27 protein-coding genes are annotated in these 22,076 nt (G+C 63.4%); 20 read left to right on the top strand and 7 right to left on the bottom strand.

The features are described from left to right. Positions 1-30: 30 nt before the first annotated feature. The 15 genes from PAN08_RS05065 (at position 31) to PAN08_RS04995 (ending at position 12,172) form a co-directional block, all read left to right on the top strand. A complete protein-coding gene (locus tag PAN08_RS05065; RefSeq protein ID WP_269790400.1) occupies positions 31-579 on the top strand; it encodes an HAD hydrolase family protein in 549 nt (182 codons plus the stop codon). After that, complete coding sequence (gene lptC, locus PAN08_RS05060; RefSeq protein WP_269790399.1) at positions 576-1,142, top strand: LPS export ABC transporter periplasmic protein LptC; 567 nt, start codon at positions 576-578, stop codon at positions 1,140-1,142. The genes PAN08_RS05065 and lptC overlap by 4 nt, the downstream gene beginning before the upstream one ends. Next, positions 1,120-1,647, top strand: coding sequence for a lipopolysaccharide transport periplasmic protein LptA (gene lptA / locus PAN08_RS05055; RefSeq protein ID WP_269790398.1), 528 nt, complete (start codon positions 1,120-1,122; stop codon positions 1,645-1,647). The genes lptC and lptA overlap by 23 nt, the downstream gene beginning before the upstream one ends. Continuing rightward, the gene (gene lptB / locus PAN08_RS05050) at positions 1,647-2,366 is read left to right on the top strand and encodes an LPS export ABC transporter ATP-binding protein (RefSeq protein ID WP_269790397.1); all 720 of its coding nucleotides are present in this window, start codon (positions 1,647-1,649) and stop codon (positions 2,364-2,366) included. The genes lptA and lptB overlap by 1 nt, the downstream gene beginning before the upstream one ends. 43 nt (positions 2,367-2,409) lie before the next feature. Continuing rightward, the gene (locus PAN08_RS05045; protein WP_269790396.1) at positions 2,410-3,849 is read left to right on the top strand and encodes an RNA polymerase factor sigma-54; all 1,440 of its coding nucleotides are present in this window, start codon (positions 2,410-2,412) and stop codon (positions 3,847-3,849) included. 59 nt (positions 3,850-3,908) lie between these two features. Continuing rightward, on the top strand, positions 3,909-4,226 hold the full coding sequence (raiA, locus tag PAN08_RS05040; protein ID WP_057632331.1) for a ribosome-associated translation inhibitor RaiA: 318 nt from the start codon (positions 3,909-3,911) through the stop codon (positions 4,224-4,226). 21 nt (positions 4,227-4,247) lie between these two features. Continuing rightward, positions 4,248-4,700, top strand: a complete 453-nt coding sequence (locus tag PAN08_RS05035) for a PTS sugar transporter subunit IIA (protein ID WP_269790395.1) — start codon at positions 4,248-4,250, stop codon at positions 4,698-4,700. Next, entirely contained in the window at positions 4,697-5,647 is a 951-nt protein-coding gene (gene hprK / locus PAN08_RS05030; RefSeq protein WP_269790394.1) for an HPr(Ser) kinase/phosphatase, read from the top strand. The genes PAN08_RS05035 and hprK overlap by 4 nt, the downstream gene beginning before the upstream one ends. Next, complete coding sequence (gene rapZ, locus PAN08_RS05025; RefSeq protein ID WP_269790393.1) at positions 5,644-6,522, top strand: RNase adapter RapZ; 879 nt, start codon at positions 5,644-5,646, stop codon at positions 6,520-6,522. The genes hprK and rapZ overlap by 4 nt, the downstream gene beginning before the upstream one ends. A gap of 111 nt (positions 6,523-6,633) precedes the next feature. After that, positions 6,634-7,026 (top strand): PTS fructose IIA subunit family protein, encoded by a 393-nt coding sequence (locus PAN08_RS05020; RefSeq protein WP_269790392.1) that lies wholly within the window; start codon positions 6,634-6,636, stop codon positions 7,024-7,026. Continuing rightward, complete coding sequence (locus PAN08_RS05015) at positions 7,019-7,288, top strand: HPr family phosphocarrier protein (RefSeq protein WP_269790391.1); 270 nt, start codon at positions 7,019-7,021, stop codon at positions 7,286-7,288. Before PAN08_RS05020 ends, PAN08_RS05015 begins: the two co-directional genes overlap by 8 nt. A 49-nt stretch (positions 7,289-7,337) precedes the next feature. Next, complete coding sequence (ptsP, locus tag PAN08_RS05010; protein ID WP_269790390.1) at positions 7,338-9,056, top strand: phosphoenolpyruvate--protein phosphotransferase; 1,719 nt, start codon at positions 7,338-7,340, stop codon at positions 9,054-9,056. A gap of 118 nt (positions 9,057-9,174) precedes the next feature. After that, a complete protein-coding gene (mgtE, locus tag PAN08_RS05005; protein WP_269790389.1) occupies positions 9,175-10,536 on the top strand; it encodes a magnesium transporter in 1,362 nt (453 codons plus the stop codon). A gap of 81 nt (positions 10,537-10,617) precedes the next feature. Further along, complete coding sequence (locus PAN08_RS05000; RefSeq protein ID WP_269790388.1) at positions 10,618-11,844, top strand: NnrS family protein; 1,227 nt, start codon at positions 10,618-10,620, stop codon at positions 11,842-11,844. A gap of 64 nt (positions 11,845-11,908) precedes the next feature. Further along, positions 11,909-12,172, top strand: a complete 264-nt coding sequence (locus PAN08_RS04995; protein WP_269790387.1) for a hypothetical protein — start codon at positions 11,909-11,911, stop codon at positions 12,170-12,172. A gap of 124 nt (positions 12,173-12,296) precedes the next feature. Here PAN08_RS04995 and PAN08_RS04990 read toward each other — a convergent pair whose 3' ends face one another. The 3 genes from PAN08_RS04990 to PAN08_RS04980 are packed head-to-tail and all read right to left on the bottom strand — an operon-like array spanning position 12,297 to position 14,291. Beyond that, a complete protein-coding gene (locus PAN08_RS04990; protein ID WP_269790386.1) occupies positions 12,297-13,247 on the bottom strand; it encodes an aspartate carbamoyltransferase catalytic subunit in 951 nt (316 codons plus the stop codon). A gap of 17 nt (positions 13,248-13,264) precedes the next feature. Beyond that, positions 13,265-13,732, bottom strand: a complete 468-nt coding sequence (gene ruvX / locus PAN08_RS04985; protein WP_269790385.1) for a Holliday junction resolvase RuvX — start codon at positions 13,730-13,732, stop codon at positions 13,265-13,267. Next, positions 13,725-14,291 carry a YqgE/AlgH family protein gene (locus tag PAN08_RS04980; protein WP_269790384.1) on the bottom strand — a complete coding sequence of 189 codons (567 nt, stop codon included), beginning with the start codon at positions 14,289-14,291 and terminating at the stop codon, positions 13,725-13,727. The genes ruvX and PAN08_RS04980 overlap by 8 nt, the downstream gene beginning before the upstream one ends. A gap of 78 nt (positions 14,292-14,369) precedes the next feature. Between PAN08_RS04980 and PAN08_RS04975 the strand changes: the two genes are divergently transcribed. Next, positions 14,370-14,903 (top strand): DNA-3-methyladenine glycosylase I, encoded by a 534-nt coding sequence (locus tag PAN08_RS04975; RefSeq protein WP_269790383.1) that lies wholly within the window; start codon positions 14,370-14,372, stop codon positions 14,901-14,903. Positions 14,904-14,916: 13 nt separating this feature from the next. Here the strand turns inward: PAN08_RS04975 and PAN08_RS04970 are convergent, their stop codons facing one another. The 3 genes from PAN08_RS04970 to PAN08_RS04960 all read right to left on the bottom strand — a co-directional run bounded on the left by PAN08_RS04970 (position 14,917) and on the right by PAN08_RS04960 (position 17,846). Continuing rightward, complete coding sequence (locus PAN08_RS04970; protein WP_269790382.1) at positions 14,917-15,516, bottom strand: hypothetical protein; 600 nt, start codon at positions 15,514-15,516, stop codon at positions 14,917-14,919. Positions 15,517-15,557: 41 nt separating this feature from the next. Then, positions 15,558-16,688 (bottom strand): PilT/PilU family type 4a pilus ATPase, encoded by a 1,131-nt coding sequence (locus PAN08_RS04965; RefSeq protein WP_269790381.1) that lies wholly within the window; start codon positions 16,686-16,688, stop codon positions 15,558-15,560. 120 nt (positions 16,689-16,808) lie between these two features. Continuing rightward, entirely contained in the window at positions 16,809-17,846 is a 1,038-nt protein-coding gene (locus PAN08_RS04960; protein WP_269790380.1) for a type IV pilus twitching motility protein PilT, read from the bottom strand. 171 nt (positions 17,847-18,017) lie between these two features. Between PAN08_RS04960 and PAN08_RS04955 the strand changes: the two genes are divergently transcribed. From PAN08_RS04955 to PAN08_RS04945, 3 genes are read left to right on the top strand one after another with little or no spacing between them, the layout of a single operon-like run. Then, positions 18,018-18,680, top strand: coding sequence for a YggS family pyridoxal phosphate-dependent enzyme (locus PAN08_RS04955; protein WP_269791172.1), 663 nt, complete (start codon positions 18,018-18,020; stop codon positions 18,678-18,680). A gap of 17 nt (positions 18,681-18,697) precedes the next feature. Next, complete coding sequence (proC, locus tag PAN08_RS04950; RefSeq protein ID WP_269790379.1) at positions 18,698-19,543, top strand: pyrroline-5-carboxylate reductase; 846 nt, start codon at positions 18,698-18,700, stop codon at positions 19,541-19,543. 13 nt (positions 19,544-19,556) lie between these two features. Further along, positions 19,557-20,018, top strand: coding sequence for a DUF4426 domain-containing protein (locus tag PAN08_RS04945; protein WP_269790378.1), 462 nt, complete (start codon positions 19,557-19,559; stop codon positions 20,016-20,018). A gap of 32 nt (positions 20,019-20,050) precedes the next feature. Here PAN08_RS04945 and soxR read toward each other — a convergent pair whose 3' ends face one another. Continuing rightward, positions 20,051-20,497, bottom strand: coding sequence for a redox-sensitive transcriptional activator SoxR (soxR, locus tag PAN08_RS04940; protein WP_269791171.1), 447 nt, complete (start codon positions 20,495-20,497; stop codon positions 20,051-20,053). A gap of 92 nt (positions 20,498-20,589) precedes the next feature. Here soxR and PAN08_RS04935 point away from each other — a divergent pair, with 92 nt between their 5' ends. Beyond that, positions 20,590-21,993 carry an MFS transporter gene (locus PAN08_RS04935; RefSeq protein WP_269790377.1) on the top strand — a complete coding sequence of 468 codons (1,404 nt, stop codon included), beginning with the start codon at positions 20,590-20,592 and terminating at the stop codon, positions 21,991-21,993. Positions 21,994-22,076 lie beyond the last annotated feature (83 nt).

The following is a 22,076-nucleotide window of genomic DNA, read 5'->3' as shown; positions in this document are numbered from 1 at the left end:
CCACCCGGCCGCAACGGATACTGCCCGCAGATGCCCTATTCACCGCTCGACCTCTTCCCCGCCACGCTGCATGCCGTTGCCGCCAACATCCGGCTGGCCTGCTTCGACGTGGACGGCACGCTGACCGACGGGCGCCTGTTCTATGACCACGCCGGCAACGAGAGCAAGGCGTACTTCGTGCAGGACGGGCTGGGCCTGAAGTTGCTGCAGCAGCACGGCATACACCCGGTGCTGATCACCGCCCGCAACAGCCTGTCGGCGCAGAAACGCGGCGCGGACCTGGGCATCGACACGCAAATCGCGGTCGGCGACAAGCTGGCAAGCGTGCGCGTGTTGTGCGAACAACACGGCATCGGCCTGGACCAGGTCGCCTTCATGGGCGATGACCTGCCGGATCTTGCGCCTTTGTGTGCCGTTGGTCTGGCGGTCGCACCGGCTGATGCCCATCCATGGATCGCCGAGCGCGTGCATTGGCAGACCCGCGCCCAAGGCGGTCGTGGCGCAGCGCGCGAGCTGTGCGATGCATTGCTTGCCGCGCAGGGCAAGATCGACGCGGTACTGGCGAGGTTCTCGGCATGAGCTGGCGCTCGATACTCGGCATTGGCCTACTAGCCGGCGCGCTGCTCAGCGGCTGGTCCGCGTGGAATCACCGTGCCAGCAAAACGCCGCAGACAATCGACGAAGGCAGCACTGATTTCGTCCTGAAGGACTTCGAGATCACCTCCCTGGACAAGGACGGAAAGGAGTCGGTGACGTTGCGCGCGCCGTCGATGGAGCGCAACCGCCTCGACCAGACATCCAACATCGTTACCCCGTTGTTCCTGTTGCCCGATGCTGCTGGCCAACATTGGCAGCTGCGCGCCGATACCGGCTGGATCAGCGCCAAGGGCGAAGAACTGCGCCTGCGCGGCAACGTCGCCGGCGACAGCCCGAAAGACGGCAAGACCCCGCTCACCACTTTCCGCACCGATGCACTGGACGTACTCACCAACCAGAGCATCGCGCGCACCGACAGCCGCGTCACCGTGACCCGCCCCGGGCTCACCCAGAGCGGCGTCGGCTTCCAGACCAACCTGAAAACCAAACAGTACTCACTCCTTTCCCAGGTCAAGACCCGCTATGAACCCAATGCTGCCCGCTAAGCTCGCGTCGATCACGCTGCTCGCCGCCCTGCTCGCACCCGGTCTGGCGTGGTCGAAGGCATCGGATCGCAACCAGCCGATGACCATCGATTCCAACAACAATGACTGCAATTTCAGCGATGACGGCAAATGCCAGTTCAGTGGCAACGTGGTCATCACCCAGGGCACGATGGAAATCCACGCCGACACCGCCGATGTGATTCGCAAGAACGGCGAAACCGAACGCGTGGTGCTCACCGGCAAGCAGGCCCGCCTGAAGCAGCAGATGGACGACAACACCTGGATGAACGCCCGTGCCGACAACATGGACTACAACATCAACAGTGAAGTGATCATCCTCACCGGCAACTACAACGTTGAATCCGAGCGCGGCACCAATGCCGGCCAGCGCATGGTCTACAACACCCGCACCGGCAACATGCAGAGCGGCGGTGATGGCACCCGCGTGCGCACCGTCATCCAGCCCAAGGCCAAGGCACCGGCCGCCGCGGGAGACAAAAAGTAATGCTCGTCGCTCAAGGCCTGCGCAAGCGCTACAAGAACCGCGAAGTCGTCAAGGATTTCGGGCTCACTCTGGATGCGGGTGAAGTCGTTGGCCTGCTCGGCCCCAACGGCGCCGGCAAGACCACCTGTTTCTACATGATCGTCGGCCTGGTCGCCGCCGATGCCGGCAGCATCGTGCTCGACGGTCAGGACATCACTGCCGATCCGATGTACTCACGCGCCAAGCTCGGCGTGGGCTACCTGCCGCAGGAGCCATCGGTATTCCGCAAACTCAGCGTGGCCGACAACATCCGTCTGGTGCTGGAACTGCGCGACGACCTGGATGCCGCCGGTCGCGAGCGCGAGCTGTCTTCGTTGCTGGACGAACTGCAGATCGGCCACGTCGCCGAGCAGCTGGGCGCAAGCCTCTCCGGTGGCGAACGCCGTCGCTGCGAAATCGCCCGTGCGCTGGCAGCCAAGCCGCGCCTGATCCTGCTGGACGAACCGTTCGCCGGTGTCGATCCGATTTCAGTCGGTGAAATCCAGCGTATCGTCACCCACCTCAAGCAACGCGGTATTGGTGTGCTTATCACCGACCACAACGTGCGCGAGACCTTGGGAATCTGCGACCGGGCGTATATCCTCGCCGAAGGCAGCGTTCTGGCGCAGGGGGCACCAGAAGCACTGCTAGCCAACACTGACGTTCGCCGCGTCTACCTCGGAGACGCCTTCACCCTCTGAAGTCGCGGCACAGCGTCAGGCCCTTCCACGCACGGAAACAGGCATGAAAGCTCGGCTGCAAACATCGATGGGACAGAGTTTGGTCATGACGCCGCAGTTGCGTCAGGCCATCCGGCTGTTGCAGATGTCCAGCACCGAGCTGGAACTTGAACTGGTCGAAGCCGTGGAAACCAATCCGCTGCTGGAATGGGCCGACAACACCGATGGCAGCGGCGATGACGAAGGCCCTCCCGCTACCACCAGCAGCAGCGACGACAGCCCGGTCGATCCCGCACAAGGCGACATCAACAGTGAGAGCGCCGACTGGGAACCCGACGACGCGGAGTGGAGCAGCGGCCGCAGCGGCTCGTTTGATGACGATGGCGAGGACGGCGAACGCGAACAAGCGGCGGATCCGGAAACGCTGGCCGACCACCTGCTCTGGCAGTTGCACCTTTCCCACCTGAGCAAGCGCGACCGCGCCATCGGCGTGGCACTGATCGACGCACTGGACGAAGACGGTTATCTCCGCGAGCCGTTGTCGTCCATCGCCGAAACCCTGCGGCCGGAAGTCATCGCCGAAGACGACGAGATTCTCGCCGTCCTGCGACAGATCCAGCGTTTTGACCCCGCCGGTATCGGCGCGCGCTCGTTGGGCGAATGTCTGTCGCTACAGCTGGACACGCTTCCCTCCTGCACACCTGGCCTCAGCCTGGCTCGCAGCATCGCCCAAGGCCCACTGGAGCGTCTGCCACGCGCAGGCATCCCCGGTATCGCCCAGGAACTGAAGCAGCCGGTGGCTGATGTCGAAGAAGCCGTGCAGCTGCTACGCACCCTCGACCCACGGCCGGGCAAACAACTCGGCGAAATGGCCACCGACACCTACGTCGTGCCGGATTGCGTGATCTGGCGCCAACGCGGTATCTGGCGCTGCGCGCTCGCGGGTCATGCCGGGCCCAAGGTGGTCATCCATCGCGGCTACGAGCAGTTGATACGCAGCTGCGGCGGCGCCGATGCCAGCTATCTGCGTGGCCACCTGCAGGAAGCGCGCTGGCTGCTCAAGAGCCTGGAAGCACGCGGCGAGACGCTGCTGCGCGTGGTCAACAGTCTGTTGAAGCACCAGGCCGGCTTCCTCGAATTCGGCGAACAAGCGCTGCGTCCGTTGACGTTGCGTGAAATCGCAGGTGAACTCGATCTTCACGAATCCACCATCTCGCGCGCCATCGGCCGCAAGTACGTGCGCACGCCACGTGGCACGTTGCCATTGCGCGCGTTCTTTGCCTCGGGCATCGACACCGACGGCGGCGGCGAGGCCTCCAGCACCGCCATACAGTCAATGATCCGCAACCTGATCGATGCGGAAAACCCGCGCAAACCGCTTTCTGACGCCAAGCTGGCTGAGCTGCTCAAAACCAGTGGAATACCGGTGGCGCGACGCACCGTGGCGAAGTATCGTGAGGCCATGAACATCTGTGCCTCCCACGAACGCGTCCGCATCATCTGATGTATTCGTTGGCTTGGCACAGGGTTCATTAGGCAACCCCGAACCACAGGAGGAATCCGATGCGTATCGAGACGTATGGCCAGCAGATCGAAGTAACGCCTGCCCTGAAGGAGTACGTGGAAACAAAGCTGGAGCGGGTAGGACGACATGTCGACCAGCACTGCGAAATCCGAGTGCAGCTGTCCACTCGCAAGCCTGACTTCCTCGTTGTTGCCACGGTGAATCTACCCGGGCGTACGCTCCATGCCGACGCCGCAGCGTCAACCATGTACGCGGCCATCGACATTCTGGCCGACAAGCTTGACCGTCTGGTCATCAAGCACAAGGAAAAGCATCTTCCCCACGCATCGCATGCACTGCGCGACAATGACGCCTAGACGCCATCACCTGCAGCAACCATGCCGTTGACCGACCTTATGGCGGCCGTGAGTACCCAGGTACTTGCGGCCGCCGACCGTGACACCACCCTGCTCGCCGCTTCGCGACTGCTCGCCTGTCGTGAAGCGGGGGCTGACAGCCTATTCCTCAGCCTGCGCGAACGTGAGCGCGTGGGCAGCACTGCCATCGGCCATGGCATCGCCATCCCGCACGGCCGCTCGCCAACCCTGCAACAACCGCGTGGCGCACTGCTAAGGCTGCGCACACCGGTGGATTTCGGCGGCGACGAACCCGTTGATCTGGTCTTCGCCATGGCGGTCCCCGAGCACTACACCCATCAACACCTGATGCTGCTGTCCGAGTTGGCGGAGATGTTTTCCGATCCCGACATCCGGCAGGCACTGCGCGATGCGCCCGATGCGCAGGCGCTCCAACACATCATCAATGACCCGCAGCAGGCATCCCGCGGATGAATACCAGCATCACGGCACAGGAATTGTTCGACCAGCAGCGCGAAAAGCTGGAACTGCGCTGGGTCGCAGGCCGCCAAGGGGCGCAGCGCGAGTTGGAAGCCGGTAACACCGTGTCCCGGCGCCCTTCGCTGGCCGGCTACCTGAACACCATCTACCCCAACAAGGTGCAGATCCTCGGTACCGAGGAACTGACCTGGCTGGATTCATTGGACTCGCGCCAGCGCTGGGAAGTCATCGAGCGCATCATCCAGGCACGGCCGCTGGCACTGGTCATCACCAAGAGCCACGGTTGCCCGGAAGACCTGCGCGCGGCCGCTGACGAATCACAGACGCCACTGTGGATTTCACCCAAGCGTGGCCACGAGCTACTCAACCACCTCAGTTATCACCTGGCTCGCACACTCGCCCCCCGCGTCACCCTGCACGGCGTATTCATGGAGATTTACTCCATTGGCGTGCTTGTCACCGGCGAGGCAGGCTCGGGCAAGAGCGAGCTGGCGCTGGAACTGCTCTCGCGCGGACACCGGCTGGTGGCAGACGATGCCCCCGAATTCACCCAGATCGCCCCCGATGTCCTCGACGGCACCTGCCCGGAACTGCTGCAGGACCTGCTGGAGGTACGCGGGCTGGGCGTACTCAACGTGCGCCAGATGTTTGGTGACACCGCTGTAAAGAAGAACAAGTACCTTCGCCTCATCGTCCACCTGACCAAACCGATGACCGAGCCCAGCTCCTACGGTTATGAGCGCCTCACCGGCGATTCCGGCAAGCGTCACGTGCTGGACCTGGACGTGCCATTGATCACCCTGCCGGTGATGCCCGGCCGCAATCTGGCCGTGCTTACCGAAGCAGCCACGCGCCTGCACATCCTGCGCACCAAGGGCATCGACCCGGCGGCGATGTTCATCGCCCGCCATAGCAACCTGCTGGAGCAACGCACGCCATGAACGCCGCGCCGTCCCCGCTGTTGGTGATCGTCAGCGGCCTGTCCGGCTCGGGCAAATCGGTCGCGTTGAAGACCTTCGAGGATCTGGACTACTACTGCTCGGACAACATCCCGGTGAACCTGCTGCCGGAGTTCGTGCGTGATGTCCTCGGCGGCCCCACGGAAAACCGGCCAAAACGGCTGGCCGTCGGCATTGACGTGCGTGGCCGCAGCGACCTCAGCCAGCTGGCGCTTTGGCGCAAAACCGCGCTGGACCACAGCATTGATGCCCGTCTGTTGTTCTTTGAAGCTGACGACGACACCCTGCTGGCCCGCTACGCCGACACCCGCCGACGCCACCCGCTGAGCCACCTGGGCCTGTCGCTGCCCGAAGCCATCGCCCGCGAACGCGAACTCACCGCACCGCTGCGCCGCGAAGCCAATGCCGTCATCGACACCACCAAGCTCAACGTGCATCAGCTGCGGCGGCGGGTCATCACCGAGTTCGCGCTGAGCCAGGAAAGCAATCTATCGTTGCTGTTCGAATCCTTCGCCTACAAGCGCGGCGTGCCGGCCGAAGCGGATTTCGTGTTCGACGCCCGGGTGCTGCCCAATCCCCATTGGGACCCGGAGCTGCGCTCGCTGACCGGCCGCGACCGCGAAGTGCGTGAATACCTGGACGCGCAGCCGGACGTGGTGCGCTACGTCTCCCAGTTGCAGGACCTGCTCGACACCTGGCTGCCCAAACTCGGCAGCGAGACCCGCAGTTATGTAACCGTGGCTTTCGGCTGCACCGGCGGCAAACATCGCTCGGTGTATCTGGCCGAACGTCTTGCCCGCCACGCACGTGAAAAAGGCTGGCAGGACGTCGCCACCTTCCATCGCGAGCAGGAATAAGCCGCGCAGGGAACCAGATTCACCCCGAAATTCAAGGGGCGCCCGGATGGCACACAGAAGACATGATTTCGGCGCTATCGCGGACTCAGCCTGACCTGTTAACGTTCAAGCATGACTTGCGGCATTCTTCTTGTGACCCATCCCGGCGTCGGCACTTCCTTGCTGGAAGTGGCGACTACGCTCCTGCGCCAACTGCCTCTCAAGACCGAGGCCTTTGAAGTACCGTTCGACGCTGACTTCGACACATTGCTGCCTGAAGCATCCGCGGCCATGCGGCGGGTGGAGGGTGAGGACGGCGTATTGGTCCTGACCGACCTGTATGGCGCCAGTCCCAGCAACCTTGCCAACCAGTTGGCAAAGCTGGGGACACCGGCCAGGCGCGTGTCAGGACTGAGTCTGCCGATGTTGCTGCGGGTCATGAATTACCCGGAACAGGGATTGGACCAACTGCCCGCCACTGCGGCGGCGGGCGCACGCAATGGAGTCATCATCGACGATGCTTGAACGAGAACTTACCGTTTCCAACCGACTGGGCCTGCATGCCCGCGCCACTGCAAAACTGGTGCAGGTGCTGTCCGGTTTCCGTGCCAATGCCACGCTGGTGGCCAAGGGCCGCGAAGTCAATGCCAAGAGCATCATGGGCGTGATGCTGCTGGCGGCCGCACAAGGCACGCCGGTCACCGTCCGTGTGGATGGCGAGGACGAGGCTGCCGCGCTGGAAGCCGTCACCGAGCTGTTCGAACGTCGCTTCGACGAGGACAACTGATGGCGCGGGGCGCGCACCCACGTAGAACGACTGTCAGGCGTCTGCAACCGTGACCCGGTTGCAGGGGCTGGCGGCTTCACGTGGGTCCGCGCTGGGCCGTGCGCGTGTGCGCCGGCCGCATGTTCAGGACATCGGTGAAAAGCGCATTGCCGCTGCAGCCGTTGACCAGGAACTGCAACGCCTGCACCGAGCCACCGATGCAGCGCGCGCGGAAATGCGTGAGCTGCGCACGCGTCTGCAAGGTGCGCTGCCCGCCGAGGTGGGCGAATTCCTGGATCTGCACGCGATGCTGTTGGACGACCCGGAGCTGCTCACTGCCCTGGACGAGCTGGTTCGCAGCAAGCGTTACAGCGCGGGGTACGCGCTGCGCAAACAGCGCGATCGGCTGGCCCAGGTGTTCGAGGGCATGGAAGATGCCTATCTGAAGAGCCGCCTGGATGATCTGGATCACGTCATCGGCCGCATCCAATCGTTCCTGCACAAGCGCCCGGCAAGTGCCAAAGGCATGGCTGGGGAAATCCTGGTCTGCGAAAACGTTGCACCTTCCGAACTGGCTCAGCTGCAATCGCAGGGTGTGGTCGGCATCATCAGCAGTGCTGGCAGCGTGTTGTCGCATAGCGCCATCCTCGCCCGCAGCCTGCATATGCCACTGGTGGTCGGCGCCAGCACCATCCTCAACAAGGTCAGTGACGGCGATGTACTGATTCTGGATGGCAGTAGCGGGGAGATCGTCGTTGATCCTGCGCCTGCCGACCTGCGCCAATACCGTGCCCGTCAGCGTGAACTTGCACGCGAGCAACGTCAGCTCGGACGGCTGCGCAGCAAACCTACGCGCACCCTGGATGGCGCGGAAATCATCCTGCTGGCCAATGCCGAATCACAGGAAGACGTGGCTCAGGCACATGCGCTGGGCGCACGCGGTCTGGGCTTGTATCGCACCGAATTCCTGTTCCTGCAGGGCAATCGCCTGCCGGACGAAGAAGAACAGTTCCGGGTTTATCGCGACACAGTGCTGGGCATGAGCGGTCTGCCGGTCACCATCCGCACGCTGGATCTGGGTGCAGACAAAGCCGACCGTACCGGACTGGTGGTTGGCAGCGAGGAGAACCCGGCGCTGGGCCTGCGCGGCGTACGTCTGTCGCTGGCCCACCCCAAGGTTTCTGATACGCAGCTGCGGGCCATCCTGCGCGCGTCCGGTTACGGGCCGGTGCGCATCCTGATCCCGATGGTGAGCATGCGCGAAGAGATCCTCGCGGTCAGGCGGCGCTTGTCACGGCTGGCTGCGATTCTGCGCAACGATGGCCATGAAGTTGCCGAGAACATCCCGATCGGCGCGATGATCGAAGTGCCGGCCGCAGCCATCGCGCTGGAATGTTTCATCGACCAAGTCGACTTCCTTTCCATCGGCACCAACGATCTGGTGCAGTACCTGCTCGCCGCTGACCGCAACAACGATGCCGTGGCTGAGCTGTATTCGGCATTGCATCCGGCGGTGCTGCGCCTGCTGTGGCAGGTGATGGAAACCGCGCAGCGTCATGCAACACCGGTTGCGGTTTGTGGCGAGATCGCCGGCGATGCAAGCATGACGCCGCTGTTGCTGGCACTGGGGTTGACTGAGTTCAGCTTGCACCCGGCAACATTGCTGGAAGTGCGCCGCGCCATCCGCGACGTGGACCTGGCTGCATTGCGGGCACAAGCACCGCAACTATTGGCCGCGCGTGACCGTCGCGGCATCGAACGCTGGATCGCCAGCACCGCCCGCGACTGAGTTTTTCGTCGCAAAGCCAGTGCAACACCCTCTATTGCACGTGATAATGACGGGCTGAACACCGCCGATGCTGCATCCTTGTCCCGGATAGCGGCCTTTTGACTCCCGGGAGCTCTGCATGGCCGAAGCGGTACGCCACGACAAGACGGCACGACAGCTGCGTCTGCTTTCCGACGCGCTCGACAGTGGCCGGCTTGGGCCGGTCCGCCGCCTGGTCAATACGCTCTCGCCGGCGGAAATCGGCAATCTGCTTGAGTCGCTGCCACCGGGCAAGCGCGAAGTGGTGTGGGGGCTGGTGGATGCCGAGGACGACGGCGAGGTGCTGGTGCATGTCGGCGACGACGTGCGCGAAAGCCTGCTGGCGGACATGGACCCGGACGAAATCATCGCCGCGGTCGAAGACCTGGACATCGATGACCTTGCCGACCTGGTCGAGGACCTGCCAGACACCGTCATCGACGAAGTGCTCAAGTCGATGGACCGCGAGAATCGCGAGCGGCTTGAGCAGGTGTTGTCGTACCCGGAGGACACCGCCGGCCGCTTGATGAACCCGGATGTGGTCACCGTGCGCGCCGACGTCAACGTCGATGTGGTGCTGCGTTACCTGCGTCTGCGCGGCGAACTGCCCGATCACACCGATCACCTGTTCGTGGTCAGCCGTCGCCATCAGTACCTGGGCCGGTTGTCGCTGGCCTCACTGGTGACCCACGAAGACACCACACCGATCAACCGCCTGATCGACGATGAGCAGCCCGCCATCGACGTAGGCGAGAGCGCCGACGAAGTGGCACGTCAGTTCTCCGATCACGACTGGGTGTCGGCACCAGTGGTGGATGACAACAACATCCTGATCGGCCGCATCACCATCGATGACGTGGTCGACATCATCCGTGGCCAGGCCGAGCACCAGGCGCTGGGCGCGGCGGGTCTGGACGAAGACGAAGATCTGTTCAGCCCGGTGTGGCGCGCGATGCGCCGCCGCCTGATGTGGCTGTCGGTCAATCTCGGCACGGCCTTCCTGGCCTCCAGTGTGGTGGGCCACTTCGAGGCCACCATCGACAAGCTCGTGGCGCTGGCGGTGCTGATGCCCATCGTCGCGGGCCTGGGCGGTAATGCTGGCACTCAGGTGCTGGCGCTGATGGTACGCGGCCTCGCCCTGGGCCAGGTGGGTGCGTCCAACGCGCGCACCTTGCTGTGGAAGGAACTGCGCGTGGCCCTGCTCAACGGCCTGGTACTGGGCACGGTACTCGGCCTGATTGTGTTGATGTGGTTCAAGACACCTGCGCTGTCCCTGGTTATCGCCTGCGCGTTGACCATGAACCTATTGCTGGCTGCCACCGCCGGCGTATTGGTGCCGCTGACGCTCAAACGGTTGGGCTTCGACCCGGCGCTCGCCAGCGGCATCTTCCTGACCGCGGTGACCGACTCGATGGGCTTCTTCACCTTCCTCGGTCTGGCCACGCTGGTGCTGATGCACTAAGCCCACGCCGCCCCTGCGGGAATCCGCTGGCGCGTGATGGATGTCAAGGCGGATTGCGCGCCGTACACGCACCATCACGCCATGCAATCACCCACCGCCCGCCCCGGCCCCGCGCTTGGCAACCTTGCCCGCGCACCGCACCGACTGATGTTCTTCATTGGTGCCAGCAACCTGTTGCTGGCAATGGCCTGGTGGGCGCTGTGGTTGCTGAGCGCACGCTGGGGGCTGCTGACGATGCCGACGACCTCGGTCTATGCCGGCTGGTTGCACGCCGTTGTCATGCAGTACCTGGTGCTGCCGAGTTTCATCTTCGGCTTTCTACTCACTGTGTTCCCACGCTGGATGGGACTGCCTGAACTTTCCCGCCGCCACTATCTGCCGGTAGGCATCGGCCTGATCGGTGGGCAGCTGATGCTGCTGCTCGGCGCTGCCGGCCTGCCATTCGGCATTCCAATCGGCATGGCGCTGTCGCTGATGGGCTGGAGCATTGGCCTATGGCGGCTGTTGCGCCTGCTGCTGGCCGAACGCGGCCGCACCTGGCATGCGCGCTCCTGCATGGCTGCGCTGCTGTTCGGCTATGCAGGCCTTTGTGCCTTCACCGCTTTCATTGCCGGCGCCGATCCGGCTTGGGCACTGCTCGGTATCAAGCTGGGCGGGTTCGGCCTGTTGTTGCCGATTTACGTCACCGTCGCGCACCGCATGTTTCCCTTCTTTGCCGGCAACGCGGTGGCGGGCTATACGCCGTGGCGGCCGTTGTGGTGGTTGGCAGCGTTCTGGGGCTGCATTGCGTTGCATCTGTTGTTGGAACTGAATCAACAATCGGCATGGCTCTGGCTGGCCGACCTGCCGCTATTGCTGCTCAGCTGCCTGGCCTTGTGGCGCTGGTGGCCACGCGGCGCGATGCCCGGCCTGCTGCGTGCGTTGTTCATCGGTCTGGCATGGTTGCCGGTGAGTTTGGCGCTGTATGTGGCGCAGAGCCTGACCGAGCTGCTGGGCGGCCAGATGATCCTCGGCCGTGGTCCGGCGCATGCCTTGTTCATTGGCCTGTTCGGCAGCCTGCTGGTGGCCATGGTCACCCGCGTGACCCAAGGCCATTCCGGCCGGCCATTGCAGATGAACGCCGTTGCCTGGTTCGCCTTCGTCGCCATCCAGGCGGTAGCGATCATGCGGGTGATGGCTGAAATTGCACCCGATGCAGGTGCATGGCAGGCAGTGAGTGCCATCGCATGGCTGTTGGCATTGTCGCCGTGGGTCGCGCGAATTGGCCGCATCTATCTGCTGCCACGCCAGGATGGCCGCGAAGGCTGAGCCGGCACGGCAAGGTGCCTTGGCGGCGTATACACTCCGCTACCCCGCTCTATGTGCCACAGCCATGACCACCACCGTCCACGACTATTACCAACCCGGTTGGCGCGAACAGATCCATCCCTGCCCCGCCTGCGAATGGAAAGGCAACTCGCGGCAGATGGAGATGGAACTGCACGATGAGCAGACCGAATACAGCTGCCCGCAATGCGAGTTCCCCTTGCTGGTGGTGCAGCACCCCAATCTTGAACAGATGAAAGCGGCAGCCGAAGCCGGCAATGAAGAGGCTCAACAGCAGCTGGCGATCCTGGCGATGGCCCCACGCGGTTGAGTCATTCCCAAATGCCGGGAATTCGTCCCGGCATTTGATTTAGTGCAATGCCTGGGTGCGTTGCGCCAACCCGGGCGACAAAAGCAGCTTGATGCGACTGTGAAAGTCGCCAGCTTCGCGGCCGTCAGCCCAACAGGGTTTCCAGCACGGCCATGCGTACAGCTACACCGTTGGCCACCTGACGCAGCACCCATGATTGCGGGCCATCCGCCACTTCGTCCGTGACTTCCACACCGCGGTTGATCGGGCCCGGGTGCAGGACCGCTGCATCCTTGCCGGCACGCTTGAGGCGCTCGCTAGTGAGACCGTACTGCGCGTGATACTGCTCCAGCGACGGCACCAAGCCTTCTTCCATGCGCTCGCGCTGCAGACGCAACATCATCAGCGCATCGACACCTTCGAGCATGGCGTCGAAATCCTCGCCGACCACGCAGCCATCGACGATGTCATCGTCCGGCAGCAGCGATTGCGGGCCGCAGATGCGGATCTCACCCACGCCCAGCGTGCGCATGGCGTACAGGTCGGTGCGGGCCACACGCGAATGCTTCACGTCGCCGACGATCACCACCTTCAGCTTGGAAAAATCGCTGCCCTTGGCCTGGCGCAAGGTCAGCATGTCGAGCAAGCCCTGCGTCGGGTGCGCACTGCGGCCGTCACCGGCATTGATCAACGCGGTGCCTTCACCGGCGGAAGCGGCCAGTGCGGCCACCGCACCATCGTCTGGATGGCGCACCACAAAACCGCGAACGCCCATCGCTTCGAGATTGCGCAGCGTATCGCAGGCGGTCTCACCTTTGCGGGCGGAAGACGTGGAGGCATCAAAGTTCAGTACATCCGCACCCAAGCGCTGTGCCGCCAACTGGAACGAACTGCGGGTACGGGTGGAGGGTTCGAAGAACAGCGTGCATACCGCTGCACCGGCCAGCACGGCGCGCTTGTTGTTGATGCGCCCGACGGCGGCGTCGCGGATCTGCCCTGCGCGATCAAGCAACTGCAGCAGCGTTTCACGGGGCAACCCTTCCAGAGTCAGCAGGTGGCGCAGGCGTCCTTGGTCATCGAGTTGCGAAGCAGTCATGGCAGGGTCTTTATGAGTCAGGAAATAGGAGTGGCGTCGTGCGGCGCGGACAGCCAACGCTCGATGATGACGGCGGCGGCGACTGCGTCGAGGTTGGCAGCATCACGGCGGCGCTTGCGGCCTTCGGCACGCTCAACCGCAAAACGACGCGCGGCCTCCACCGAGCTGGAGCGCTCATCGACCAGCAACACCGGCACCTTGTAGCGCTGCTGCAACTGCCGGGCGAAGGCATGCGCGCGCTTGCGGTTGGGCTGGTCGTCGCCTTCGAGGGTGAGCGGATCGCCGACGATCATGCCCTGCGGCCGCCATTCTTTATGCAGGCGATCCAGCGCGGCCCAGTCGGGTCCGTTGGCATGTACGTCGATGACGGCAATGGCGCGAGCGCCCACGCCAAAGGAACTACCGATGGCCACGCCGATGCGGCGCGAGCCGACATCGAAGCCAAGTACGGTGCTGTCAGTGGAAAGTGGGGCCTGTTCAGGCATGACCGCTGTATCCCGCCAGGCGGAACAGATCCACACCGATACGCGCGGCGGCCAGCTGCCAGCGCTCGTCCAACGGCGTGGCGAACAACAACGCTGCATCGGCCGGAACGGTCAACCAGCTGTCCTCGCCCAGTTCCCGCTCCAGTTGCCCCGCGCCCCAGCCCGCGCAACCGAGCGTGACCAGGACATTGCGTGGGCCTTGGCCACGGGCCATGGCTTCGAGGATGTCGCGTGAGGTAGTCAGGAACAAACCCTCGGCAACCGCCAAGCTGGAATCCCAGGCGCGGGCGTCGTCATGGATCACAAAGCCGCGACCGGTGTGTACCGGGCCACCATTGAGCACCGGCACCGCACGCAGATCCGCGTTGTCGCAGTCGATTTCCATCTGCTCGAACACATCGCCCAGCGTGAAATCCGAGACCTGGTTGACGACCACGCCCATGGCGCCGTCGTCGTCGTGCTGGCAGATCAGCGCAACGCTGCGCGCGAACAGGGAATCGGCCAGCGACGGCAAGGCGACCAGCAGGTGATTGGCGAGAGGCGGTGAAAGTGCGGACATGTGCATATTCTAACGGTTACCCGCCGCCGGGTCGTGGACAGCGATAATCCACACCTGACCACCTGCCGAACGCCTCTGATGCCCACCTACTGCGATATCGCTCCCGGCCACCCCGTTCACGCCGACTACCACGCCAACGAGTACGGTTTCCCGCAGCGGGACGAGCGCGAGTTGTTCGAGCGTCTGTTGCTGGAGATCAACCAGGCCGGGCTCAGCTGGGAGACCATTCTGCGCAAGCGTGAAGGCTTTCGTAACGCCTACAACGCTTTCGACGTGGATACGGTTGCTGCGTATGGCGATGCCGACATCGCCCGATTGATGGCCGATGCAAGCATCATCCGCAATCGGCTCAAGGTGCTGGCCGCCATTCACAACGCCCAGGTGATCCAGCGGTTGCGCAATTCACATGGCAGCTTCGTAGCGTGGCTGGATGCCCAGCATCCGCTGAGCAAACCCGAGTGGGTGAAGCTGTTCAAGAAGACCTTCCGCTTCACCGGCGGCGAGATCACCGGCGAATTTCTGATGAGCCTGGGCTACCTGCCCGGTGCACACCAAGAAAGCTGCCCGGTGCATGCACGCATCGCCAAAATCGGCCCCGCATGGATGAAGTGAACGCGGCCCGCCGTCAGCCGCGCAGAAACATCCCGGCCAATGCCATCAACAGCAGCAGCCCGCCGAACACGATGACCAGCACGTGCCAGACCGTCAGCCGGTCCTGATAGGCCGTGCCCATGCGCAATGACTGCCGGTAACGACGCATCAGTGAGTTCACCGGCAGCAGCGGCAGGAATACCAGCAACGAAATCACCCAACTGTTCCGGCCAACGACGCGGGGGAAAAACACCGACAGGTTGCCCGCGAAATTGATCAGAAAGTAAATCAGCGCCAGCATCACCGGCGGAAACGCCAGCTGCCGGCGCCGGCTTGAGGCATAGCCGTTGAGCCGGGAGAAACCGCTGAATACCCACAAAGGCGCGAACACCGCGCGCCAGAACGGCCAGAGACTCTCGCCTTCATGCTCGGCGATGGCGCGCCAATTGCGATAGAACCAGTACAGCGTGTACAGCCCGAACGTGGTCAGGCTCATGAGGATCAGCTTGCCCGTTGAAGGCGCAAACAACTCTGGATACACCTCCTCGTGCTCGACCGGCGCCGGAGCACGAGTAGATGCGGCCGTGATCTCCGGCGGAGTCACTGGGGGGAGATAAGGATTCTGCACTTCCATATGCAACTGCCCCTTTCATCGATGTTGGTTGAAAACCGCGGTCAGCGAACCTCTGCAATCTCCACGCCATCCAGGCCCTGCGACAGGGTCTTGGCGTCGCCACCTTGTGCGAGCTTGATGCGCAGGCGCACTTCGTTCTGCGAGTCGGCGTAACGCAGTGCATCGTCGTAGCTGATCTCGCCGGCCTGGTACAACTCGAACAGGCTCTGGTCGAAGGTTTTCATGCCCAGCTGCACGGAATCCTTCATGACTTCCTTGAGCTTGTGGATTTCGCCTTCGCGGATGTAATCCTGGATCAGCGGCGTGCCCAGCATTATTTCCATCGCTGCGCGGCGGCTCTTGCCGTCCGGGGCCGGCACCAGCTGCTGCGCCACCACGCCCTTGAGGTTCAGCGACAGATCCATCAACAGCTGCCCGCGACGGTCTTCCGGGAAGAAGTTGATGATGCGGTCCATCGCTTGGTTGGCGTTGTTGGCGTGCAGCGTGGCCAGCACCAAGTGGCCGGTTTCGGCGAAGGCAATCGCGTGATCCATACCTTCGCGGGTACGGATTTCGCCGATCATGATCACGTCCGGCGCCTGACGCAGGGTGTTCTTCAGTGCTGCTTCCCAGCTGTCGGTATCAATGCCCACTTCGCGCTGGGTGATGATGCAGCCTTCGTGCTTGTGCACGAATTCGATCGGGTCTTCGATGGTGATGATGTGGCCGGTCGAGTTCTGGTTGCGATAGCCGATCATCGCTGCCAGCGAGGTGGACTTACCGGTACCGGTGGCGCCGACAAACAGGATGATGCCGCGCTTGGTCATGGCCAGCGTCTTGATCACCGGCGGCAAGCTCAGCTCTTCCACGGTAGGAATGCGCGTCTCGATGCGACGCAGCACCATACCCACCTGGTTGCGCTGGTAGAAACAGCTCACACGGAAGCGACCAACGCCGGACAGGCCGATGGCGAAGTTGCACTCGTGGGTTTTTTCAAATTCCTCACGCTGCGATGGCGTCATCACGTTGAGCACCATGTCGCGCGACTGTTGCGGCGTCAAAGGTGTCTGCGTGATCGGCGAAATTTTGCCGTTGACCTTCATCGACGGCGCCATGCCGGCGGTGATGAAAAGATCCGACGCCTTCTGGTGCGCCATCAACTTGAGGAAGGAGGTGAAATCGATGCTGCTCATGGAATGCTCCTTCGAAACCAGGAAATAGGAAAGCGAAAAACAGGACGTCGTTGAAAGCGAGCTGGAAAACAGGCCCGGGGCCGGCCTTGCCGCCCCGATGCGATGCTTCCCCTTCCCTGCTTATTCGAACTGCTTCTTGTCCTTGGCGTATTCCTTGGCCTGGTTGCGCGTGATCAGGCTGCGCTTTACCAGGTCCTGCAGATTCTGGTCCAGGGTCTGCATACCCACTTGCTGGCCGGTCTGAATCGAGGAGTACATCTGCGCCACCTTGTCCTCGCGGATCAGGTTGCGGATGGCCGGGGTGGCCACCATGATTTCGTGCGAGGCGATACGGCCGCCGCCCACTTTCTTCAGCAGCGCCTGCGAGATCACCGCACGCAGCGACTCGGACAACATCGAGCGCACCATCGGCTTTTCGCCGGCGGGGAACACGTCGATGATTCGGTCGATGGTCTTGGCGGCCGAGCTGGTGTGCAGCGTGCCAAACACCAAGTGACCGGTTTCGGCAGCGGTCAGCGCCAGACGGATGGTTTCAAGGTCACGCAATTCGCCGACTAGGATGATGTCCGGATCTTCACGCAGTGCCGAACGCAACGCCTCGTTGAAGCCGTGCGTGTCGCGATGCACTTCGCGCTGGTTGATCAGACACTTCTGCGAGGTGTGCACGAATTCGATCGGATCCTCGACAGTGAGGATATGGCCGTATTCGCTCTTGTTGATGTGGTCGATCATCGCCGCAAGCGTGGTCGACTTGCCCGAACCGGTCGGGCCGGTCACCAGAATCAGGCCCTGTGGCTGCTCGATCAGCTGGCGGAAGATCGGCGGGCAGCCAAGGTCTTCCAGCGTCAGCACTTCCGAGGGAATGGTACGGAACACCGCGCCGGCGCCCCGGTTCTGATTGAAGGCATTGACACGAAAGCGCGCCAGCGAAGGAATCTCGAAAGAGAAATCGACCTCGAGAAATTCTTCATAGTCGCGCCGCTGCTTGTCCGACATGATGTCGTACACCAGCGCGTGCACTTGTTTGTGGTCCAAGGCCGGAATGTTGATGCGGCGGACGTCGCCGTCAACACGGATCATCGGCGGCAAGCCGGCCGAAAGGTGAAGGTCCGAGGCCTTGTTCTTGACCGAGAACGCCAAAAGTTCAGCGATATCCATACGCCGCGTATCCCCTGTTGCGAGTATCTGGAAGGTGTTTCCCCTACAGGGCAGTATATCCCTCCCACGTAAGAACTTGCGCACGTGGCCCACCGTTCCAGCCCCGGCTGGCCGGCCCTGTCCGGGGCGGGCTGCACGCATGTCACATAGAGGTTTTCTCCGTTGCAAACCGTGTCTTTGGCCACACTCCAGAACCAGATCGCCGCCGCTTCCGGCCCAGGCCGGGCGGTCCGCCTGCTGGCGGTCTCCAAGCTGCAACCGGCCTCGGCCATTGCCACGCTGGCCGCACAAGGACAGCGCGCATTCGGTGAAAACTATGTGCAGGAAGCCGCCGAGAAGGTCCAGACGCTGGCAGCGCTCGGCCTGGAGTGGCACCTCATCGGCCACCTGCAGTCGAACAAGGCCGATATCGCCGCGCGCATCTTCGACTGGGTGCAGACCGTGGACCGCGACAAGCTGGTCACCGCTTTGGCCCGCCATCGCCCTGCAGAATTGCCGCCGCTCAATGTATTGATCCAGGTCAACATCGACGACGAAGGCAGCAAGCACGGCTGCCAACCGGCCGAGGTCGCCACCTTGGCCGCGGCTATTGCTGGCCAGGAACGGCTGCGGCTGCGCGGTCTGATGGCCATTCCGGCGCCGTTCCCCGAGGCGGGAAAACGGCTCACTGCCTTCACGCGCATGCATGAACTGTTCACCACCCTGACCGCGCACCATCCGCACGTGGATACTCTGTCCATGGGCATGAGTGGCGACTATGCCGACGCCATTGCCGCCGGTTCAACCATGGTGCGTGTCGGCACTGCCCTGTTCGGCCAACGCCCTACTCCCTGATTGTCGAGGTTCGATCAATGACCGCTTCCGCTCCTACTGCGCTTCCCGATACCGATATCGCCTTCGTTGGCGGCGGCAACATGGCCCGCAGCCTTATCGCCGGCCTGGTTCGACGCGGCATGCCGGCGTCCCGCATCCATGTGGCTGAGCCGGTGTTGGCGCTGCGTGAGGCACTGGCGCAGGATTTCGGCGTGCAGACGCATAACGATGCGGCCGATGCGGTCGGTCGTGCCGGGCTGTGGTTGATGGCGGTCAAACCGCAGGTGATGCGTGAGGTTTGCGCGGCGTTGGCCGCAGTCGCCGCGCAACAGCAGCCCGTCGTGGTCTCCATTGCCGCCGGCATCACTGCCACGCAGTTGGACCGCTGGCTGGGTGGCAACCAAAGCATTGTCCGTGCCATGCCCAATACGCCGGCGTTGCTCGGCGCCGGTGTCACCGGCCTGTTCGCCAACGCGCAGGTGTCGGCAACGCAGCGCGCTCAGGCCGAGCAGGTGCTTGCCAGTGCCGGCCGCACCGTGTGGATTGCCGAGGAAGCGCGCATGGACGCGGTGACCGCCGTCTCCGGTAGCGGCCCAGCCTATGTTTTCCTGCTGGCCGAAGCGATGGAAGCGGCCGCACTTGAACAAGGCCTGCCCGCCGAAGCCGCGCGCACCCTGGTGCTGGACACTGTCCTCGGTGCCGCACGCATGCTTACTGAAACCGGCGAAGCCCCAGCCGAGCTGCGACGCCGCGTCACCTCGCCCGGCGGCACCACGCAGGCGGCAATTGAAACCTTTCAGGCCGGTGGCTTTGAAGCACTGACCGCCAAGGCCATCGACGCTGCCGCGCGCCGTGGCAAGGAACTGTCCGCCGCCAACGACTGACCGGGAGATCCCCATGCTGCGTGCCGCACCGTTGTTGCTAACCGCTGTACTGATGTCATTGAGCGCGTGTTCCGGTGAGCAGGCACCACGGGCGGCGACCCCGTCGCAGGGCCATGCCAGCCAGGCCGATTTCGGCACGTTGCGGGTGTACTACAACCTGCTGCCGACACTGGCGATGAACGAAAGTGTCGCGCGCAGCTATGGCGTGCAGCGCAGTGCGGACCACGCCTTGTTGGTGGTTGCCCTGCGCCAGCGCAACAACACCGAAGACCAGCCCGTCGAGGGCACGGTGACCGCGATGGCGACGGATCTTTCCGGCCGCCAGCAGCAGATCGTTCTACGCACGGTGAAAACCGGCACCTATACCGACCACGTCGGCAGCGTCCAGATCAGCGACCACGACATGTTGCGTTTTGCGGTGCAGGTCGCGGCAGCCGGTGACAACGGCACGCTGCGGTTTGAACGCGGCTTCTGAGCTGCCAACGGTCACTGTCCCGCGCACCCGTTCTACTCGGCACCAGCACTGCCCCAGCGTTGCGGCCCGTCACCGCGCAGGCCCAGCGCATCATCGGGGTTGCTCAAGCGGCAGCGTCGCAGCGATAGACAACCGCAGCCAATACAGTCGGTGAACGCTTCCTTCAACCGCTGCAGCTGCACAATCCGTTGCTCAAGCTCATCACGCCAGGACGCCGACAACCGCGCCCAGTCCGCGCGGGTTGGCGTACGCGAATCGGGCAGCGTGGAAAACGCGGTCGCCACTGCCTCCAAGGGAATCCCCACCCGTTGCGCGATGCGGATGGCCGCCAACCGCCGCAGCACGTCGCGGTGATAACGGCGCTGGTTGCCCGGCGTCCGCAGGCTGTGGATCAACCCTTTGCGTTCGTAGAAATGCAGCGCCGATACACTGAGGCCGCTACGCTGCGCCACCTCGCCCACTGTCAGTTCACGCGCAATCATCTACTTGACCTCAACCAATGTTGAGGTTGCATGCTACCCCGCTTCGCCGGAACAACTACAACCGGCACCCCACCTGTATCGGAAGTCCCATGTCGTCCCATTCCACCGCCCCGTCCCCTACGACGGCAGGCCCAATCGATCCCAGCACCGTCTCCATCCTCTCGCCGCAGTACCGCGCCACGACGCTGGGAATGGTGGCGCTGGTTGCGCTGTTCGCCTTCGAGGCCCTTGCAGTGGCAACGGCAATGCCCACCGTCGCCAGAGAACTCGATGGCCTGAAACTCTATGCGCTGGCGTTTGGCGGAACCCTGGCCACCAGCGTGATCGGCATGCCGCTGTCCGGCCGCTGGAGCGACCGAAGCGGGCCGGCCGGGCCGCTGTGGAGTGGGCTGGGGTGCTTTCTGATCGGCCTGTTGGTGGCCGGCTTTGCCATCAACATGCCGATGTTGGTGGCCGGCAGGCTCTTGCAAGGCCTGGGTGCGGGCGCGTTGATCGTCGCGCTCTATGTCATGGCAGGCCGGGTGTTTCCCGATGCACTGCGGCCAAAAGTGTTTGCGGCGTTCTCCGCCGGCTGGGTGGTGCCTTCACTGGTCGGCCCCGCCCTGAGCGGCTTGATCGTGCAACACATGGGTTGGCGCTGGGTGTTTCTCGGCGTGCCACTGCTTGCCGTTCCTGCCGCCTTGGTGCTGCGCCCGGCCCTACGCCGTATTGCGACTGCCAAGCCACCCGCTATCGAACCGGCCAACGCCGCTATTGCGGAGGCGTCCCCGGTGCCGTGGGCAATCGGTGCGGCCAGTGGCGCCCTGTTGTTGTACGTCGGCGGCCAATACCACGACATCAAGGCGCTGGCGCTGCTGTTGCCAGCGATCGCACTGCTCGTTCTGTGCAGTTGGAAGCTGTTGCCGGCCGGCACCTTGCGCCTGCGGCGTGGCCTGCCCAGCGTGATCGCGCTGCGCGGCATGATTGGCGCAGCGTTCTTCGGCTGCGAAGCATTCCTACCGCTGTTGTTGTCGCGCGAACGCGGACTGTCGCCGTTCATGGCCGGCATCATCCTGAGCCTGGGCGCGTTGGGCTGGAGTGCGGGCTCATGGTTCCAGGGCCATCAACGCCAAGGCATCAGTCGTCAACGCATTCTGCAGCTCGGTACGATCATGATTGCCAGCGGCGTGGCCTTGACCACTCTGGTAGCGGTTGCTGCGCCGCTCTGGATCGTGCTGATCGGTTGGACCATCACGGGGCTTGGCATGGGCCTGACCTACCCAAGCCTGTCGGTACTCACCTTGTCGCTGTCGCCCCCTGAGCGGCAAGGCGCCAACAGCTCGGCACTGCAGTTGAGTGAAGCCATTGCCGTAGCCACCACGCTGGCGGTGGGAGGCTCGCTGTTTGCGGCGTTGCTCGACCATTCGGTGCAGGCGGGCTATCTGATCAATTTCTTCATTGCGCTGTTGCTGGCCTTGCTGGGCTGCGTTGTCACTCGCCGCATTGGTGCCTGACCCGCTTGGCAGATGCGGGATGCATCGGTTCGGATTGCCAACCGATGCATCTCCCACAACGAAAGCGGTGCCACACGCGTAAA

Source organism: Stenotrophomonas sp. Iso1 (assembly GCF_027497995.1).
GTDB lineage: Bacteria > Pseudomonadota > Gammaproteobacteria > Xanthomonadales > Xanthomonadaceae > Stenotrophomonas.
Note: the sequence above shows the minus strand (reverse complement) of the source record. Positions and strands in the feature narration are given on the sequence as shown.

Excerpts from the sequence above, each read along its gene's own strand:
- PAN08_RS05065 (WP_269790400.1), top strand. The coding sequence starts at position 31 with ATGCCCTATTCACCGCTCGACCTCTTCCCCGCCACGCTGCATGCCGTT.
- lptC (WP_269790399.1), top strand. The coding sequence starts at position 576 with ATGAGCTGGCGCTCGATACTCGGCATTGGCCTACTAGCCGGCGCGCTG.
- lptA (WP_269790398.1), top strand. The coding sequence starts at position 1,120 with ATGAACCCAATGCTGCCCGCTAAGCTCGCGTCGATCACGCTGCTCGCC.
- lptB (WP_269790397.1), top strand. The coding sequence starts at position 1,647 with ATGCTCGTCGCTCAAGGCCTGCGCAAGCGCTACAAGAACCGCGAAGTC.
- PAN08_RS05045 (WP_269790396.1), top strand. The coding sequence starts at position 2,410 with ATGAAAGCTCGGCTGCAAACATCGATGGGACAGAGTTTGGTCATGACG.
- raiA (WP_057632331.1), top strand. The coding sequence starts at position 3,909 with ATGCGTATCGAGACGTATGGCCAGCAGATCGAAGTAACGCCTGCCCTG.
- PAN08_RS05035 (WP_269790395.1), top strand. The coding sequence starts at position 4,248 with ATGCCGTTGACCGACCTTATGGCGGCCGTGAGTACCCAGGTACTTGCG.
- hprK (WP_269790394.1), top strand. The coding sequence starts at position 4,697 with ATGAATACCAGCATCACGGCACAGGAATTGTTCGACCAGCAGCGCGAA.
- rapZ (WP_269790393.1), top strand. The coding sequence starts at position 5,644 with ATGAACGCCGCGCCGTCCCCGCTGTTGGTGATCGTCAGCGGCCTGTCC.
- PAN08_RS05020 (WP_269790392.1), top strand. The coding sequence starts at position 6,634 with ATGACTTGCGGCATTCTTCTTGTGACCCATCCCGGCGTCGGCACTTCC.
- PAN08_RS05015 (WP_269790391.1), top strand. The coding sequence starts at position 7,019 with ATGCTTGAACGAGAACTTACCGTTTCCAACCGACTGGGCCTGCATGCC.
- mgtE (WP_269790389.1), top strand. The coding sequence starts at position 9,175 with ATGGCCGAAGCGGTACGCCACGACAAGACGGCACGACAGCTGCGTCTG.
- PAN08_RS05000 (WP_269790388.1), top strand. The coding sequence starts at position 10,618 with ATGCAATCACCCACCGCCCGCCCCGGCCCCGCGCTTGGCAACCTTGCC.
- PAN08_RS04995 (WP_269790387.1), top strand. The coding sequence starts at position 11,909 with ATGACCACCACCGTCCACGACTATTACCAACCCGGTTGGCGCGAACAG.
- PAN08_RS04990 (WP_269790386.1), bottom strand. The coding sequence starts at position 13,247 with ATGACTGCTTCGCAACTCGATGACCAAGGACGCCTGCGCCACCTGCTG.
- ruvX (WP_269790385.1), bottom strand. The coding sequence starts at position 13,732 with ATGCCTGAACAGGCCCCACTTTCCACTGACAGCACCGTACTTGGCTTC.
- PAN08_RS04980 (WP_269790384.1), bottom strand. The coding sequence starts at position 14,291 with ATGTCCGCACTTTCACCGCCTCTCGCCAATCACCTGCTGGTCGCCTTG.
- PAN08_RS04975 (WP_269790383.1), top strand. The coding sequence starts at position 14,370 with ATGCCCACCTACTGCGATATCGCTCCCGGCCACCCCGTTCACGCCGAC.
- PAN08_RS04970 (WP_269790382.1), bottom strand. The coding sequence starts at position 15,516 with ATGGAAGTGCAGAATCCTTATCTCCCCCCAGTGACTCCGCCGGAGATC.
- PAN08_RS04965 (WP_269790381.1), bottom strand. The coding sequence starts at position 16,688 with ATGAGCAGCATCGATTTCACCTCCTTCCTCAAGTTGATGGCGCACCAG.
- PAN08_RS04960 (WP_269790380.1), bottom strand. The coding sequence starts at position 17,846 with ATGGATATCGCTGAACTTTTGGCGTTCTCGGTCAAGAACAAGGCCTCG.
- proC (WP_269790379.1), top strand. The coding sequence starts at position 18,698 with ATGACCGCTTCCGCTCCTACTGCGCTTCCCGATACCGATATCGCCTTC.
- PAN08_RS04945 (WP_269790378.1), top strand. The coding sequence starts at position 19,557 with ATGCTGCGTGCCGCACCGTTGTTGCTAACCGCTGTACTGATGTCATTG.
- PAN08_RS04935 (WP_269790377.1), top strand. The coding sequence starts at position 20,590 with ATGTCGTCCCATTCCACCGCCCCGTCCCCTACGACGGCAGGCCCAATC.